Genomic DNA, 16,381 nt, shown 5'->3' with positions numbered 1-16,381 from the left:
GCATGCGCCGCCGGCAGGCTGCTGAGGACCCCACACACCATGTTCGAATCCCTGCGTCGGCACTTTTCGACCGACCTCGCCATCGACCTGGGCACGGCCAACACGCTCATCTACGTGCGCGGCAAGGGCATCGTGCTCGATGAGCCCTCCGTCGTCGCCATCCGCCACGAGGGCGGCCCCACCGGCAAGAAAACCATCCAGGCCGTCGGCCACGCGGCCAAGGCCATGCTCGGCAAGGTGCCGGGCAACATCGAGGCCATCCGCCCGATGAAGGACGGCGTGATCGCCGACTTCGTCGTCACCGAGCAGATGATCAAGCAGTTCATCAGGATGGTGCACCCGCGCAGCCTGTTCACGCCCAGCCCGCGCATCATCATCTGCGTGCCCTGCGGCTCGACCCAGGTCGAGCGCCGCGCGATCAAGGACGCCGCCGAGGCCGCCGGCGCCAGCGCGGTCTACCTGATCGAGGAGCCGATGGCCGCAGCGATCGGCGCCGGCCTGCCGGTCGCGGAGGCGGCCGGCTCGATGGTGATCGACATAGGCGGCGGCACCACCGAAGTCGGCGTCATCAGCCTGGGCGGCATGGTCTACAAGGGCAGCGTGCGCGTCGGGGGCGACAAGTTCGACGACGCCATCATCAACTACATCCGCCGCAACTACGGCATGTTGATCGGCGAGCCCACGGCCGAGGCGATCAAAAAGCAGATCGGCAGCGCCTTCCCCGGCTCCGAGGTCAAGGAGATGGAAGTCAAGGGCCGCAACCTCTCCGAGGGCGTGCCGCGCAGCTTCACGATCAGCTCCAACGAGGTGCTGGAAGCGCTGACCGATCCGATCAACAACATCGTCAGCGCCGTCAAGACCGCGCTGGAGCACACGCCGCCGGAATTGGGCGCCGACATCGCCGACCGCGGCATGATGCTGACCGGCGGCGGCGCGCTGCTGCGCGACCTGGACCGGCTGCTCAACGAGGAAACGGGACTGCCGGTGTTCGTCGCCGAGGACCCGCTGACCTGCGTGGTGCGCGGCTGTGGCATGGCGCTGGAGCAGATGGACCGCCTCGGCCACAGCATTTTCACCAGCGAATAATCCGGCGCGCGTGCCCCACGCCGCCGGCCGCCACCGCGCCCCACCGCCATGCCGCTGGGCACCGTCGATCGCACGCCGCCCCCCTTTTTCAAGCAGGGCACCCCGGCGCTGACCAAGCTGCTGGTGTTGAGTGCCCTGGCGATCCTGCTGATGGTGGTTGACACGCGGCTGCGCTGGGCCGCGCCGCTGCGCGCGGCGATCGCCACGGTCCTCTACCCGGTGCAATGGCTGACGCTGCAGCCGGTGCGGGGGGTGCAGTGGCTGGCCGACCACTTCGCGTCGCTGCAGGCCGCGCAGCGCGACGCCCGCGAGGCGCGCGAGCAGCTCGCCCAACTGGCCCAGCGCGCCGGTCTGGTGGAACACCTGGCACACGAAAACCGCGAGTTGCGGCGGCTGCTCGGCCTGCGCGAGCGCGTCGCGCCGGCGGGCTTTGGGGCGGAGATCCTGTACGCGTTGCCCGACCCGTACACGCCGTCCGTCGTGATCGACCGCGGCGCGCTCGCGGGGGTGCAGGAGGGGTCGGCAGTCATGGACGGCTTCGGCGTGCTCGGCCAGGCCACGCGCGTCTACCCGGCCACCAGCGAGGTGACCCTGATCGTGCACAAGCGGCTGGCCGTCCCGGTGCTCAACACCCGCACCGGGGAACGCTACCTCGCCTACGGCAACGGGGACCGTGACGACCCCGCGCTGTCGCTGCGCTTCGTGCCCCTGCAGACGGCCACTCGGGCCGGCGACGCGCTCGTCACCAGTGGCATCGATGGCCTCTACCCACCGGGGCTGCCCGTGGGCACCGTGCGCGCGGTCTCGACCGAGGGCGAGGAAGGTTTCGCGCGCGTCGACGTCGAGCCCGCCGCGCGCACGCGCGACGCGTTGCATGTGTTGGTCTTGCCGCCTGCCCTCCGCGAAACCCCGCGCGCGGAGGTCGCCCGATGATCCTGCCGCGCGGACAGGCGCTGCTGCTGCCGGCCAACCCGGTGTTCATCCGGACGGCCCTGGTCGCGGCCTTCGTGCTGCAAGTGCTGCAAGGTCAGTTGACTGCCGCGCCGTGGGTGCCCGACTGGATGTCGCTGGTCCTGGTGTTCTGGACCATCCACCAGCCGTTGCGCGTCGGCGTGGGCACGGCGTTCGTCGCCGGGCTGTGCCTGGACGTGCACCAGGGCGTGCTGCTGGGCCAGCACGCCCTGGCCTACACCGTGATGGGGTACGGCGCGGTGGCGATGCACCGGCGCGTGCTGTGGTTCGACCTGCGCGCCCAGGCGCTGCACGTGCTGCCGCTCTTTGCCCTCGCGTGGGGCCTGCAGGTGGCCGTGCGCTGGCTGGCGGGGCACGGGGAGCCCACGGGGTGGGGGGTGCTTTCGCCGCTGCTGACGGCACTGCTGTGGGTGCCCGCGACGTGGGTCTTGCTCGCGCCGCAGCGGCGCGCCCCGGATCCCGACGAGACCCGACCCCTGTGACGCGGCGATGACCGAGGTTCAGGACGCCGAGACCCGCATCGCGCGCTTCCGCTGGCGCGCGGGGGTGGCGCTGGCCGTGGTGCTGGCCGCTCTGGCGCTCCTGGCGCTGCGCGCCTGGCACCTGCAGATCCGCGCGCACGAGCGCTACGCCGCGCAGGCCGAGGGCAACCGCACCGCCGTCGTGCCGATTCCCCCGCCACGCGGGCGCATTTTGGACCGCAACGGCGTGGTGCTGGCGGAAAACCTCCCCGTGCACGCGCTGGAGATCGTACCGGCGCGCACGCCCGATCTGGACGCCACGATTCAACGCCTGGGCGAGATCGTCACGCTGTCCCCGCGCGACGTGCAGCGCTTTCGTCGGCTGCTGGCCGAGTCCAAGCGCTTCGACGCCATCCCGCTCAAGACCCGGCTCACCGAAGACGAGATGGCGCGCGTCGCCGCGCGGTTGTGGTCGCTGCCCGGTGTGGAGATCCAGGCGCGGCAACTGCGGCGCTACCCGTTCGGCCCCACCGCGGCGCACGTCATTGGGTACATCGGCCGCATCAGCCAGCGCGACCGCGAGGCGATGGAGGACTGGCCGGACGAGCGGCTCGCCAACTACCGCGGCAGCACCCACATCGGTAAACTCGGCGTCGAGGCCGCGCAGGAGGAGCGCCTACACGGCCGCACCGGCTTCGAGCGCATCGAGACCTCCGCCACCGGCCGCGCGGTGCGGCGGCTGGACGTGACGCCGCCGCGTGCGGGCGAGACGGTGCGGCTGTCGATCGACGTGCGCCTGCAACACCTGATCGAGCGCCTGTACGGCACCCGGCGCGGCGCCACCGTGGTACTGGACGTGGACACGGGCGAGGTGCTCGCGCTGGTGAGCATGCCGACCTTCGACCCCAACCTGTTCGTCGACGGCATCGACGTCGACAACTGGCGCGCGCTCAACGAATCGATCGAGCGCCCGCTGCTCAACCGCGCGCTGCGCGGCACCTACCCGCCGGGGTCCACCTACAAACCGTTCATGGCGCTCGCTGCGCTGGAGCTGGGGCTGCGCACGCCGCAGACGGTCATCCACGACCCGGGCTACTGGATGCTGGGCAACCACCGCTTCCGCAGCCACGGCGAGCACGCGCTGGGCCCGGTGGACCTGCGCCGCAGCATCGTGCTGTCGAGCAACGTCTACTACTACACGCTGGCACACGAGATGGGGGTACAGACCATCCACGACTTCATGGCCCCGCTCGGCTTTGGCCAGCTCACCGGCATCGACCTGCCGGGCGAGGCGCGCGGCGTCTTGCCCAGCCCGGCGTGGAAGCGCGCCACCTACCGCCGTGCCGAGCAGCAACGCTGGCACCCGGGGGAAACGATTTCACTGGGCATCGGGCAGGGCTACAACAGCTTCACGATGCTGCAACTGGCTCACGCTATGGCGACACTCGCCGCCGGCGGGGTGCGCCGTACACCACACGTCGTACGGGAAATACTGGCACCTGGGCCGGAGGGTGCGGCGACCTCGACCCCGGTACGCGCACCCGAGCAGTCCTTGGGCTACCGGCCGGAGCACGTTCGCGTGGTGCTGGAGGCGATGGCGGCCGTCCCCACCGAGGGCACGTCGGCGCGCGTCTTTGCCGGCGCGCCGTACCGCAGCGGTGGCAAAACCGGTACCGCGCAGGCGGTCACGATCGGCCAGCGCGAGCGCTACGACGCGCAGCGCCTGGCCGAATTCCAGCGCGACCACTCCCTCTACATCGCGTTCGCTCCGGTCGAGGCGCCGCGCTACGCCCTGGCCACCATCGTGGAAAACGCCGGCTTCGGGGCCGCCAGTGCCGCGCCGATCGCGCGCCGCGTGTTCGACTACCTGTTGCTGGGCTTGTACCCGAGCGAGGACGACATCGCGGCGACGCAAAAGGGCCAGTCCGCCGCCCCGATCGGCACCCCCCGCCGCGTCGACGAGGTGCCATGGCCGCCCGCTCAGGGCAGCGCGCCGTAAGCGTCCCACGTGGTCTTGGCGATCAGCGCCGTCACCACCGCGATAAACACCCCGCGCACGAAGCCGGCACCGTGCCGCAGCGCCAGCCGCGTGCCAAGCAGGCTGCCCGCGACGTTCGCCGCGGCCATCGCCAGCCCGTAGTGCCACCAGACGTGCCCCTTCCACGCGAAGAGCGCCACCGCGGCGACATTCGACGTGGTGTTGAGCAGTTTGGCCGCCGCGCTGGCGCTCAAAAAGTCGTACCCCAGCCAGCGCACGAACAGAAAGACGAAGAAGCTGCCGGTGCCCGGCCCGAAAAAGCCGTCGTAAAAGCCGATCGTGCCGCCGATCGTGCACGCCGCCAGCGCTTCGGCCCGCCCCTGATAGCGCGGGCGGTGGTGCCGGCCCAGCTCCTTTTTCGCGAGCGTATAGAGCAACACCGCCGCGAGCACGAACGGCAACGCGCGCCGCAGCCACTCGGCGCTGACCAGGGTCACCGCCCAGGCGCCGAGCCACGCCCCGATCAGGCACACGAGCACCGCGGGCACGAGCGCCGCCCAGCGCATCTCGACCCGGCGCGCGTAGCGCCACGTCGCCATCGCCGTGCCCCAGACCGAGGCGCTCTTGTTCGTCCCGAACAGCGTCGCCGGTGCGGCCTGCGGAAAGACGGCGAAGAGCGCCGGCACCAGGATCAGCCCGCCACCGCCCACGATCGCATCGACGAAACCCGCCAGCGCCGACGCGGCGGTCAGGATCCACCATTCCATTCCCCGATTGTCACCGGGGCGTGAGGCCGTCGGGGGCGCACCGGCGACACGGTGTCGCGTCGTTCGGTGCCCGTCCCGACGGTGGGTTGTCGCTCCCCCGGGGCGCGACGCGCTCACCCGCCATCACCCCGCCGAATTGCCGCCACCCGTGCACGGCGCGACCGGCCTCGACGTCCAGTCGGCGCCCCCAAGAAAAAAGCCCGGGTGCTCGCGCACCCCGGGCCCAACCCCCGAGAGGAGACCGGCAGTCGCCGTGTGTGACGATCAGCGGTTGTAGGCAGACTCCCCGTGGTAGGTGATGTCCAGGCCTTCGCGTTCTTCTTCCTCCGTCACGCGCAGACCGATGACCATGTCGACGATCTTGTACGCGATGAAGGCGACCACCGACGACCACACCATGGTGATAATGACGCCCTCGGCCTGCACCCACAGCTGGCTGGCGATGCTGAAGTCCTCGGCCCCGGTGCCGCCCAGGCCCGGCGCGGCGAAGACGCCCGTGAGCAGCGCCCCGACGATACCGCCGACGCCATGCACACCGAACACGTCGAGCGAGTCGTCCGCACCCAGCATCTTCTTGAGGCCCGTCACGCCCCACAGGCACAGGAAGCCGGCCACCAGACCGATGACGAGCGCGCCCATCGGGCCAACCGAGCCGCACGCCGGCGTGATCGCCACCAGGCCCGCCACGGCGCCCGAGGCCGCGCCCAGCATCGACGCCTTGCCCTTGTGCATCGCTTCACCCAGCGACCAGGCCAGCACCGCCGCCGCCGTGGCCACCAGCGTGTTGAGGAAGGCCAGCGTCGCACCGGCGGTGGACTCCAGGTTGGAGCCGGCGTTGAAGCCGAACCAGCCCACCCACAGCAGCGAGGCCCCGACCATCGTCAGCGTCAGGCTGTGCGGCGGCATCGCCTCGCGGCCGTAACCGATGCGCTTGCCGAGCAGGTAAGCACCCACCAGACCCGCCATCGCGGCGTTGATGTGCACCACCGTGCCACCGGCGAAGTCCAGCGCACCCTTGCCCAGCAGGTAGCCGCCCGGCCCCCAGACCATGTGCGCGATCGGCAGGTAGCTGAACGTGAACCACAGCGCCGAGAACAGCAGCACCGCGCTGAACTTGATGCGCTCGGCGAACGAACCGACGATCAGCGCGCAGGTGATGCCGGCAAACGTGGCCTGGAACGCGACGAAGATCAGCTCCGGGATCTTGACGTTCTCGGTGAAGGTGTCCGCCAGCGACGCCGTCGTCACCCCCATCAGGAACGCCTTGTCGAGCCCAGCGATGATCAGCCCCTCGCCGCCGAACGCCAGGCTGTAGCCGTACAGCACCCACAGCACCGCGATCAGCGAAAACACCATCATCACCTGCATCAGCACCGACAGCATGTTCTTGCTGCGCACCAAGCCGCCGTAAAAGAGCGCCAGCCCCGGCAGCACCATCAGGATGACCAGCAGGGTCGAGGTCATCATCCACGCGACGTCACCCTTGTCGACGGTGACCGCAGGCGCCTCGGCGGGGGCGGATTCGGCCGGTGCGGGCGCCGCCGCGGCGTCGGCCGCGGGTGCGGCCGTATCCGCCGGCGCCGCCTGCACCGCCACGGGCGCATCCTTGGGCGGCTCGGCGCTCTGGGCCAGCGCCGCGCCCCCCCAGACCAGTCCGATGCCCAGACACAGACTCATCAACAGTTTTTTCATGGGAATCCCCTTGCAACGTTGGGAACGGGTGGGTGCGGGTGTCAGAGCGCATCGGCACCGGTCTCGCCGGTGCGGATGCGGATGACCTGCTCGAGCGGGAAGACGAAGATCTTCCCGTCGCCGATCTTGCCGGTACGGGCGGCGCCTTCGATCGCCTCGACGACGCGCTCGACCAGCTCATCGCTGACGGCGGCCTCGACCTTGACCTTGGGCAGGAAGTCGACGACGTACTCGGCGCCGCGGTACAGCTCGGTGTGACCTTTTTGTCGGCCGAAGCCCTTGACCTCGGTAACGGTGATGCCCTGCACGCCGATGGCCGACAGGGCCTCGCGCACCTCGTCGAGCTTGAACGGTTTGATGATTGCGGTGACCAGTTTCATGGCTATCCTTTCCTTGGGAGCGCATCGGGATGGCGAAACTCCGCTCCCGATGAAGCACAACGCGTGCCAGCCCTCGCCCCTCGCCCCTCGCCCCTCGCCCCTCGCCCCTCGCCCCGAACCCCGAACCCCGAACCCGCCGCGCCGTCGTTTCCGTGCCCCGGCACGTCCAAGCCACCGCGTTGCGCGTGGCATGATCGCGAGCTGACCGATCTGACGGGAGGGTTGATCGCCATGGGTCTGTGCGTGGTGCGCAGCCGCACGCTCGTGGGGCTGGCGGCGCTGCCGGTGCACGTGGAGGTGCACCTGGCCAACGGGCTGCCCAGCCTCACGCTGGTGGGGCTCGCGGAAACCGAGGTGAAGGAGGCGCGCGAGCGCGTGCGCTCGGCCATCCTCAACAGCGGGCTGGAATGGCCCTCGTCCAAGCGCATCACCGTCAACCTGGCGCCGGCGGACCTGCCCAAGGAATCGGGGCGCTTCGACCTGCCGATCGCGCTCGGCATCCTCGCCGCCAGCGGCCAGCTCGACACAGCGGCGCTCGACGGCCACGAATACGCCGGGGAGCTGTCGCTCAGTGGCGCGCTGCGCCCCGTGCGCGGCGCGTTGCCGATGGCGCTGGGCCTGCGCACCGAAATGGGGCATGGCGCACCGCCATCGACCTTGGTGCTGCCGGGTGACAGCGCGGCCGAAGCCGCCCTCGTGCCCGGGGTGCGGGTCGTGCGCATCGCGCACCTGCTCGACGTGGTGCGGCGCTTTCCGGGCGCGACGGGCACGCCCGGCGCACCGCCCGCGGACGCCCCAGCCCCCGTGTGGGAGATCGTCGTCCCCGGTCCCCGGCCGTTACCGGATGACAGCCCCGCCCTTGACCTGGCCGACGTGCGCGGGCAGGCGGCGGCGCGGCGGGCGCTCGAAATCGCCGCCGCGGGCGGCCACAGCCTGCTGTTGTGCGGACCGCCCGGTGCCGGCAAGTCGATGCTGGCGCAGCGGCTGGCCGGGCTGCTGCCGCCGATGACGGAAGAGGAGGCGCTGGAGAGCGCCGCGATCGCCTCGCTGGTGGGCCGCTTCGACCCGGCGCGCTGGCGCCAGCGCCCCACCGCTGCGCCGCACCACACCGCCAGCGCGGCGGCGCTGGTGGGCGGCGGCGTGCCCCCGCGGCCGGGGGAGATTTCACTCGCCCACCACGGCGTGCTGTTTCTGGATGAGTTGCCGGAATTCCCCCGCCCTGCGTTGGAGGCGCTGCGCGAACCGCTGGAGACCGGCCGGGTGCGCCTGTCGCGCGCGGCGCGCCAAGTCGAGTACCCGGCGCGCTTTCAGCTCGTCGCGGCCATGAACCCCTGCCCCTGCGGCTATCTGGGATCGACGATACGCGCCTGCCGCTGCACGCCGGACCAGGTGCAGCGCTATCGCCACCGGCTCAGCGGCCCCCTGCTCGACCGCATCGACCTGCAGGTGGACGTGCCGGCACTGCCACCCCAAGCCCTGTTGGAGGCGGCGCCCGCGGAATCCACCGCCGTGGTGCGCGAGCGTGTGCGCGCAGCGCGCGAGCGGGCGCAGGCGCGGCAGGGGCACCCGAACCACGCGCTGCAGGGTGACGCGCTGCTGGCGCACGCGGCGCTGGACACGGCCGCGCGGCAACTGCTGCAGCAGGCGGCCACCCGCCTGGGCTGGTCCGGTCGCGCCACACACCGGGCGCTGCGCGTGGCGCGCACGATCGCCGACCTCGCCGGCAGCGAGCGCGTGCAGGCCGCGCATGTGGCGGAAGCGCTGCAGTATCGCCCCGCGCCCCCGCCGATGCCGTCATAATCGGCTGCAACCAGGGAGGCCAAGTTCCATGACGCACTGCCATGCCTGACGACGCAGCCGATCCCCTCGTTAACACGCAACGATCCTCTGGACCCGCCGCACTTCGGTGGCCTACTCCCCCATATGTGGGCTACGCCGCGGACGACGGTGCCGACGGACCGAAGCCGTGCGAGGTCGAGGGAGCCAACCGCCAGACCCGATCGTGTTTGTTGATCGCGGTTGATTGGGAGCGGCGTGTCATCCAGGTTCAGGTGCCCCCGTCGCGCGCGGTGGTGCCCCTGCGTTTCGACATGTTCCGGCGGCTGGTCCTGGCGGAGCCGTTGGCCCCGACGAACACGCTGCTCGCGGGCGAGGCAAATCGCCAATTAGAAGAACTCGTTGACTATCGTCCACGGCTTCCCTACCGGCTTTCATGGCGTGATGGGAGCATCCACGAAGGCACGACCATCGGCCACGCGGAAACGGATGCCGGCCTGTTTCTCTTCGAGCCCATCGACGACCAGGACCGGGTGCGACGCATCTTCATTCCCAGGGAGGCTTACGAAGCGTTTCATATCGGCGAAGTGATCGGTCAGGTGCTGATTGCGCAACAGGCCATCACACCCGACGCCGTCGAGCGTGCAGCGCGCGAACAGGATGCCTTGCGTCAACGCAAGCTCGGGGATTTCCTGCTGATCGAGGAAATCGTCACGCCCGAGCAACTCCTCCAGGCGCTGGAGGAGCAGCAGCGCATGCCACTCGTTCGTATTGGCGAGGCGTTGACGGCCCTGGGCTTCATCACCGAAGCACAGCTTCAGGAAGCGCTCGAAAAACAAAAACGCGAACGCAACACCCCGCTGGGCGAATTGCTCGTTCGCACAGGTCAATTGTCGCGCGAACAGCTGCGCATCGCGCTGGCGCGCAAGATGGGCTACCCGGTCGTCGACCTGACGCAGTTTCCGGTCGACGCGGACGCCCTGCGCCGCGTGCCGCTGGCGACCGCACGCAAGCTGCGCATCGTGCCACTGCTGTGGCAGACCGGAACGCTGATCATTGCGGCCGAGGACCCGTCACGCCGCGCGACGATCGACGAGCTGGAGTTCGCACTGCAGTGCAAGGTGGTCCCGGCACTCAGCAGCCAGTCGCTGGACAGCCACACCATCACCGACCTCTACGCCCGCTTCGGGCTCGACGCCGGCACGCCGCCGGTGGCCGACGCCGACGCCAGCGTTCCCACGTCACCGGAACAGCTGCTCGAGTCGCTCGAACAGGGAACAGACGACGAGACGGAAACCGCGCCCCCGGTAGAGCAATCCGACAACTCACTGGTGCGGCTCATCAACACCATCATCATCGACGCGCACCAACAAGGGGCCTCGGACATTCACATCGAAACCTACCCGGGCAAACGCAAGGTGCGCATCCGCCTGCGCAAAGACGGGCGGCTGCGGCCATACATGGAGTTGCCACACACCTACCGGGCAGCGCTGGTGGCGCGCATAAAAATCATGTGCGAGCTCGACATCTCCGAGCGACGCAAACCCCAAGACGGCAAAATTGAATTTGCGAAATTTTCGCCGCAACACCGCATCGAGCTGCGCGTGGCCACCATCCCCACCCATGGCGGCGCGGAAGACATCGTTCTGCGCATTCTGGCGTCGGCCAAACCGCTGCCTGTAGAAGCGTTGGGCATGGCCCCAGAGAACCAAACCCGGCTGCTGAAGGCGGTACAAAGACCCCATGGCATGGTGCTGTGCGTTGGCCCCACCGGCTCGGGCAAGACGACCACGCTGCACTCGCTGCTGCAACACCTCAACACGCCCGATCGCAAAATCTGGACGGCCGAGGATCCCGTCGAAATCACCAATCCCGACTTGCGTCAAATTCAGGTCAACCCCCGCATCGGCTGGACGTTCAGCGCGGCGCTGCGGGCGCTGCTGCGCGCCGACCCCGACGTGATCATGGTAGGGGAGATCCGCGACGCCGAAACCGCGCAAATGGCAGTCGAGGCGTCGCTCACAGGTCACCTGGTGCTGTCGACCCTGCACACCAACAGCGCGGCCGAGACGGTGACACGGCTGCTGGACATGGGCATGGATCCGTTCAACTTTGCGGACTCGTTGGCCGCGGTGCTGGCACAACGCCTGGTGCGGCAGTTGTGCCAGCACTGTCGCGTGCAAGAGCCGCTGGATGCCGCCACCTTGGACGAGCTCATGGCCGATTATGCCCACGCGCTTCCCGAGGATATGCGGCCATCGCCGAATGCGTTACGCGACGAATGGCTGGCCCGCTACGGCCAGGGTCAAATGGGGCTCGGCCACGCGCGTGCCCGTGGTTGCCCGCAGTGCGACCACACGGGCTACAAAGGACGCATCGGCATCCATGAGCTGCTGGTGGTGGATGCGCCGCTGCGGCGGCTGATCCAAACGAAAGCCGCGCCCGAAGCGCTGGTGCGCTCGGCCATGAGCACCGGTTACTTTCGCACGCTGCGCCAAGACGGCATCCTCAAGGTATTGCAGGGCCTGACAACCGTCGACGAAATCCGCGCCAGCACCGCGCACTGACGCGACCGCTGCGCGCAGCGGGGCGGGCCGTGATGACGGCGATGCGGCGCGCGCTGCAGCCACATGCAAAAACCACCGGAGCGCGGCACCGCACACAGCGCTAACGCTCACGATGGCCACTGTCACGCGACGCCGTCAGCCGCTCGGGTGCCGACCAGCCGCCGCCCAGGGCTTTGAACACCGCCACCGTCGCGCTCAACTGGGCGCGGCGGTTTTCCACCACGCGCAGCCGCGCCGCATAGGCGCTGCGCTGGGCATCGAGCAGCTCCAGGTAACTCGCATAACCCACCTCGTAACGTTGCTGCGCGGCACGCAACGCCCGCTCGCTGGCCTGTGCAGCCGCCTCCACGTCGGCTTGCGCGGCACGCGCGGCCTCCCAATCGGTCAGCGCATCGCCCACATCGCGAAACGCCGCCAGCACCGCTGCGCGGTAAGTCGCCAGTGCCTCGCGCTGACGCGCCTCGGCCTGGGCGGTTTGCGCGCGCCGCCGCCCCGCATCGAAGAGGGGCAAGTCCAACGTCAGGCCCAGTGAGCCAAACCGCGCACCGCTCTTGAGCAAGTCCGCCAGCTCGGTGCTGAGCCCACCTGCCGCCCCCGTCAGCACGATGCTGGGGTACATCGCCGCACGCGCCACACCGATTTGCGCGTTGGCGGCAGCCAACAAGGCCTCGGCTTGCCGCACATCGGGGCGACGCTCCAGCAGCGCCGAGGGCAACCCCGGCGGCGGCACGGGTGGCAGCGGCATGTCACCGAGCCGCCCCGGCTCGAGCTGCAGCGCTGGCTGCCCGGTCAACAGCGCCAATTGCGAGCGCACCAGCTCACGCTGGCGCTGCAATTCGCGCCACTGCACAGCGGCCTCGGCTCGCTCCGCTTCGGCTTGCTCCACCTCCATACGGGTGGCCGCACCGGTTTGCAGGCGCAGCTGCAACAGCCGCAGGCTCTCCTCGCGCGACGCCAGCGTCTCGCGGCTGAGCGCGATTTGCTCATCGAGCATACGCAGCGTGAAGTAACTTTGGGCCACCGAACCGCTGACCGTCTGCCAAACGACCTCGCGAGCGTAGTCCGTGGCCAGCGCCTGGGCACGCGCCGCCTCCGATGCCCGGCGCAATCGGCCCCAGAAATCGATCTCGAAACTCGTGGTGCCCGCGAGCTGGTAGGTTTCGTACGCGGCCCCGGTACCACCGGGGGCCAACGCGCTGCTGCGCTGGCGCGTCGCCGCGGCGTTCAACCCAAGGGTTGGCCAGCGCAAAGCCTCGGCCTCGCGCAGCAGCGCTTCGGCCTGTTCCACGCGCGCCGCCGCCGCCTGCACATCCGTGTTGTGGCGGCGCGCGGCCTCCATCAGCTCGTCGAGCGTGGGGTCACCCAACAGCGTCCACCACGTCGGCGACACCGTCGCCGTGGCCTCGGACTTCGTGACGGTGGCCACCGGAAAGTGCGCAGGCAACTCTACTGCGGGACGCTCGTAGTCCGGCCCCACCATGGCGCATCCGCCCAGCACAGCCACCCCCAACAGCGACCCCCATCGCCGCGCAGTTCCTCGTGCATGCAACGTCATACCGACACCTCCTCGGCTGCGCCAGACGCATGGCCGTGTGTGGGGCGCGGCTTGCGCGCCAACAAGGTGAAAAACAGCGGGATGAACAGCGGAGCCACGAACGTCGCCACGACCATGCCGCCAAAAACGCCCGTGCCCATCGATTGCCGGGCGGCGGCACCGGCACCGGTGGCGATCATCAGCGGCACCACCCCCAGACCAAACGCCAGTGAGGTCATCACGATGGGGCGAAAGCGCAGCCGGGCGGCTTCGCGCGCGGCGGCCACGGCCGACAGGCCGCGCTCCATGCCTTGCATGGCGAATTCGGCAATCAAGATGGCATTCTTCGCCGCCAGACCGATGAGCACCACCAAGCCGATCTGGAAGTAGATGTCGTTTTCCATTCCGCGCAAAAACACCAGCAACAACGCCCCCGTCACGGCAAACGGCACGGCCAGCATCACCGCCAGCGGCACCCCCCAACGCTCGTAGAGCGCCGCCAGAATGAGGTACACCATGATCAACGCAAAGCCGAAGGCGAACACCGAAGCATTGCCCGTGCGCTTCTCCTGATAGGCCTGCCCGGTCCACTCGATGCTGTAGCCGGGCGGCAGGGTTTCACGCGCCACCTGTTCGACGGCGGCGATGGCCTCGCCCGAGCTGTAGCCCGGTGCAGCGTTACCGAAAATCTTGGCCGCGATATAGCCGTTGTAGCGCTCCACCTGCTCGGGGCCGACGATGTTGTCCACGCGGATGAGCGCTTTGAGCGGGATCATCTGCCCGCTGGTGCGCGAGCGCACATACAGCCGTCCCAAATCCTCGGGCCGGGCGCGGAAGGGGGCATCGGCCTGGATCGTCACCCGATAGGTACGCCCCTGGCGGTTGAAGTCGTTGACGTAGTACGACCCCATCTGCACCTGCAAAGCGGCAAACACCTCGTCCACCGACACCCCCAGAGCCAGTGCCTTTTCGCGATCGACCTCCACGCGCAGCTGTGGCACCGTGGGGCGGTAGAAGGTGTTGAGGCCGGTCAGTGCGGGGTGGCGACTGAGTGCCGCGATGAAGTCCTGCGTGACCTGGGCCAACTTCATCGGGTCGGGCTCGGTGCGCCCCTGCACATAGACCTCAAAGCCGCCCGCCTGGCCCAACCCCATGATGGCCGGCGGATTGAAAGCAAAGGCAATGCCGTCGGGCAGCGCCAGGCCCATGCCCGAGACGGCTTGCGCCAGCGCCTGCGCGCTCTGTTGCCGCTGCTCCCACGGCTTCATCGGGATGAAGATCGTCGCGGCGTTTGCCTTCGCGCCACCACCGATAAAGTCGAAGCCATTGATCGCGAAGAAGTTTTGAATGGCTGGGTTGTCCGCGTTCATTTGCCGCAGCGTCTCGGTGGCGCGCTGTGTGCGCGCCAGCGTCGCGCCATCGGGCAACACCACCGAGGCGATGATGTAACCTTGGTCTTCCTCTGGCACAAAACTGCTGGGCACCGTCACCAGGAGCCAGCCGCCCCCCCCCAATATCAGCACAAAGGCCACCAGCGCCGCCAGGCGCCGCCGCAGCGCCAAGTCCACCCCGCGCAAGTAGTGGTCGGTCAACCACTGAAACCCGCGATTGAATGGCGCAAACCAGCGCTCGGCGCGCGTGGGCCCTCCGGGCGTGTGCGGCTTGAGCAGCAGGGCGCACAGCGCCGGTGTGAGCGTCAGCGCCACCACCCCGGAGAGCACCACCGAGATGGCCACCGTCACCGCAAACTGGCGATAGAGCTGCCCCGCGATCCCACCCATAAATGCCACGGGAATAAAGACCGCGCACAGCACCAGCACGATGCCCACCACCGCACCGGAAACCTCGCGCATCGCTTCGACAGCGGCGGCAAACGGGCTCAAGCGCTCCTCGCGCATGAGGCGCTCGACGTTTTCGATCACGATGATGGCGTCGTCCACCACGATACCGATGGCCAACACCATCGCGAACAGCGTGAGCGTGTTGATCGAAAAACCCAGCAGCCACAACCCCGCAAACGTGCCGATCAACGATACCGGCACCGCCAGCATGGGGATGAGCGTGGCGCGCCACGTCTGCAAGAAAACATACACCACCACCAGCACGATGAGGGCGGCCTCGAGCACCGTCTTGGCCACCTCATGGATGGAGGCGGACACAAACCGGGTGGTGTCGTACGGGATGAGGTACGCCACATCTTCGGGGAAGCGCTCGCGCTGCAACTCGGCCATCTTGGCCTTGACCGCATCGCCCACATCCAGCGCGTTCGCCCCCGATTGCAAGAACACGCCAATGGCGATGGAGGGCTTGCCGTCGACGTAGCTGGACTGGTCGTAGCTTTGTGCGCCCAGCTCCACCCGCGCCACGTCTTTGAGTCGCAACACCCCGTTAGGGCCGTCGGCGCGCAAGACGATGTTGCCAAACTCCTCGGGCCGCAGCAGTCGCCCACGCGCGGTGGCGGTGTAAGTGAGCACCTGGCCTGCCGGGGCCGGCTCGGCACCGATTTTGCCAGCCGCGTACTGGGCGTTTTGCGCGCTGATGGCCGCCGCGACGTCAGCCGGCGTGACACCCAACTGCGCCATGCGCTCGGGATGGAGCCACACCCGCATGGAATAGTCACGCGCGCCAAACACCTGCACGTCGGCCGCGCCTGGGATGCGCTTGAGCTCATCCACGATATTGAGCGTGGCGTAGTTCGACAGGAACAGCTCGTCGTGGGTACCTCGCGGCGAGGTCAGTGCAATCACCAACAAAAAGTTGTTGGAGCGCTTGGCCACCACCACGCCATTGCGCCGCACCTCATCGGGCAAGCGCGGCATCGCCAATTGCACCCGGTTGTTGACATTGAAGGTGGCTTTGTCGATGTCGGTGCCCACCTCGAACGTGGCGGTGATCTCGACGGTACCGTTGGAGGATGCGCTCGAGCTGAAGTACAGCAGCCCCTCCACGCCCGAGAGCTGCTCCTCGATCGGCGCAGCCACCGTGGTGGCCAGCGTTTCGGCCGATGCCCCGGGGTACGACGCGGTGACGGTCACGGTCGGTGGGGCAATCTCGGGATACTGCGCAATGGGCAGCACGCGCATGGCCACCAGTCCGGCCAGCACGACGACGATGGACAACACGGCCGCAAAAATCGGCCGCTCGATAAAGAAGCGGGAATTCATGCGC

11 protein-coding genes are annotated in these 16,381 nt (G+C 68.8%); 6 read left to right on the top strand and 5 right to left on the bottom strand.

Annotated elements, in window-relative coordinates; translation table 11 throughout:
• Positions 1-39: 39 nt before the first annotated feature.
• The 4 genes from LCC91_RS01395 to mrdA are packed head-to-tail and all read left to right on the top strand — an operon-like array spanning position 40 to position 4,518.
• The gene (locus tag LCC91_RS01395; RefSeq protein ID WP_043702806.1) at positions 40-1,086 is read left to right on the top strand and encodes a rod shape-determining protein; all 1,047 of its coding nucleotides are present in this window, start codon (positions 40-42) and stop codon (positions 1,084-1,086) included.
• A gap of 48 nt (positions 1,087-1,134) precedes the next feature.
• The gene (gene mreC / locus LCC91_RS01390) at positions 1,135-2,019 is read left to right on the top strand and encodes a rod shape-determining protein MreC (RefSeq protein ID WP_082007676.1); all 885 of its coding nucleotides are present in this window, start codon (positions 1,135-1,137) and stop codon (positions 2,017-2,019) included.
• The gene (gene mreD, locus LCC91_RS01385) at positions 2,016-2,540 is read left to right on the top strand and encodes a rod shape-determining protein MreD (protein ID WP_043702803.1); all 525 of its coding nucleotides are present in this window, start codon (positions 2,016-2,018) and stop codon (positions 2,538-2,540) included. Before mreC ends, mreD begins: the two co-directional genes overlap by 4 nt.
• Positions 2,541-2,547: 7 nt before the next feature.
• Positions 2,548-4,518, top strand: coding sequence for a penicillin-binding protein 2 (gene mrdA / locus LCC91_RS01380; protein ID WP_043702800.1), 1,971 nt, complete (start codon positions 2,548-2,550; stop codon positions 4,516-4,518).
• Here the strand turns inward: mrdA and LCC91_RS01375 are convergent.
• The 3 genes from LCC91_RS01375 to glnK all read right to left on the bottom strand — a co-directional run bounded on the left by LCC91_RS01375 (position 4,500) and on the right by glnK (position 7,336).
• Complete coding sequence (locus LCC91_RS01375) at positions 4,500-5,264, bottom strand: TSUP family transporter (protein ID WP_043702797.1); 765 nt, start codon at positions 5,262-5,264, stop codon at positions 4,500-4,502. The two genes, mrdA and LCC91_RS01375, sit on opposite strands and share 19 nt — an antisense overlap.
• Positions 5,265-5,528: 264 nt before the next feature.
• Positions 5,529-6,956, bottom strand: a complete 1,428-nt coding sequence (locus LCC91_RS01370) for an ammonium transporter (protein WP_043702792.1) — start codon at positions 6,954-6,956, stop codon at positions 5,529-5,531.
• Positions 6,957-6,997: 41 nt separating this feature from the next.
• Complete coding sequence (gene glnK / locus LCC91_RS01365) at positions 6,998-7,336, bottom strand: P-II family nitrogen regulator (protein ID WP_043702789.1); 339 nt, start codon at positions 7,334-7,336, stop codon at positions 6,998-7,000.
• Between the two features lie 231 nt (positions 7,337-7,567).
• Between glnK and LCC91_RS01360 the strand changes: the two genes are divergently transcribed.
• Both LCC91_RS01360 and LCC91_RS01355 read left to right on the top strand, forming a co-directional pair.
• The gene (locus LCC91_RS01360; protein WP_043702913.1) at positions 7,568-9,136 is read left to right on the top strand and encodes a YifB family Mg chelatase-like AAA ATPase; all 1,569 of its coding nucleotides are present in this window, start codon (positions 7,568-7,570) and stop codon (positions 9,134-9,136) included.
• Between the two features lie 41 nt (positions 9,137-9,177).
• Positions 9,178-11,679 (top strand): GspE/PulE family protein, encoded by a 2,502-nt coding sequence (locus tag LCC91_RS01355; RefSeq protein ID WP_082007675.1) that lies wholly within the window; start codon positions 9,178-9,180, stop codon positions 11,677-11,679.
• A gap of 100 nt (positions 11,680-11,779) precedes the next feature.
• Here the strand turns inward: LCC91_RS01355 and LCC91_RS01350 are convergent, their stop codons facing one another.
• Together LCC91_RS01350 and LCC91_RS01345 are read right to left on the bottom strand one after the other, a co-directional pair.
• Positions 11,780-13,234, bottom strand: coding sequence for an efflux transporter outer membrane subunit (locus tag LCC91_RS01350; RefSeq protein ID WP_043702786.1), 1,455 nt, complete (start codon positions 13,232-13,234; stop codon positions 11,780-11,782).
• Entirely contained in the window at positions 13,231-16,377 is a 3,147-nt protein-coding gene (locus tag LCC91_RS01345) for an efflux RND transporter permease subunit (protein ID WP_143897399.1), read from the bottom strand. The genes LCC91_RS01350 and LCC91_RS01345 overlap by 4 nt, the downstream gene beginning before the upstream one ends.
• Positions 16,378-16,381: the final 4 nt, after the last annotated feature.

Origin of the sequence: Tepidimonas taiwanensis, from assembly GCF_020162115.1 — a bacterium.
GTDB classification, from domain to species: domain Bacteria; phylum Pseudomonadota; class Gammaproteobacteria; order Burkholderiales; family Burkholderiaceae_C; genus Tepidimonas; species Tepidimonas taiwanensis.
Note: the sequence above shows the minus strand (reverse complement) of the source record. Positions and strands in the feature narration are given on the sequence as shown.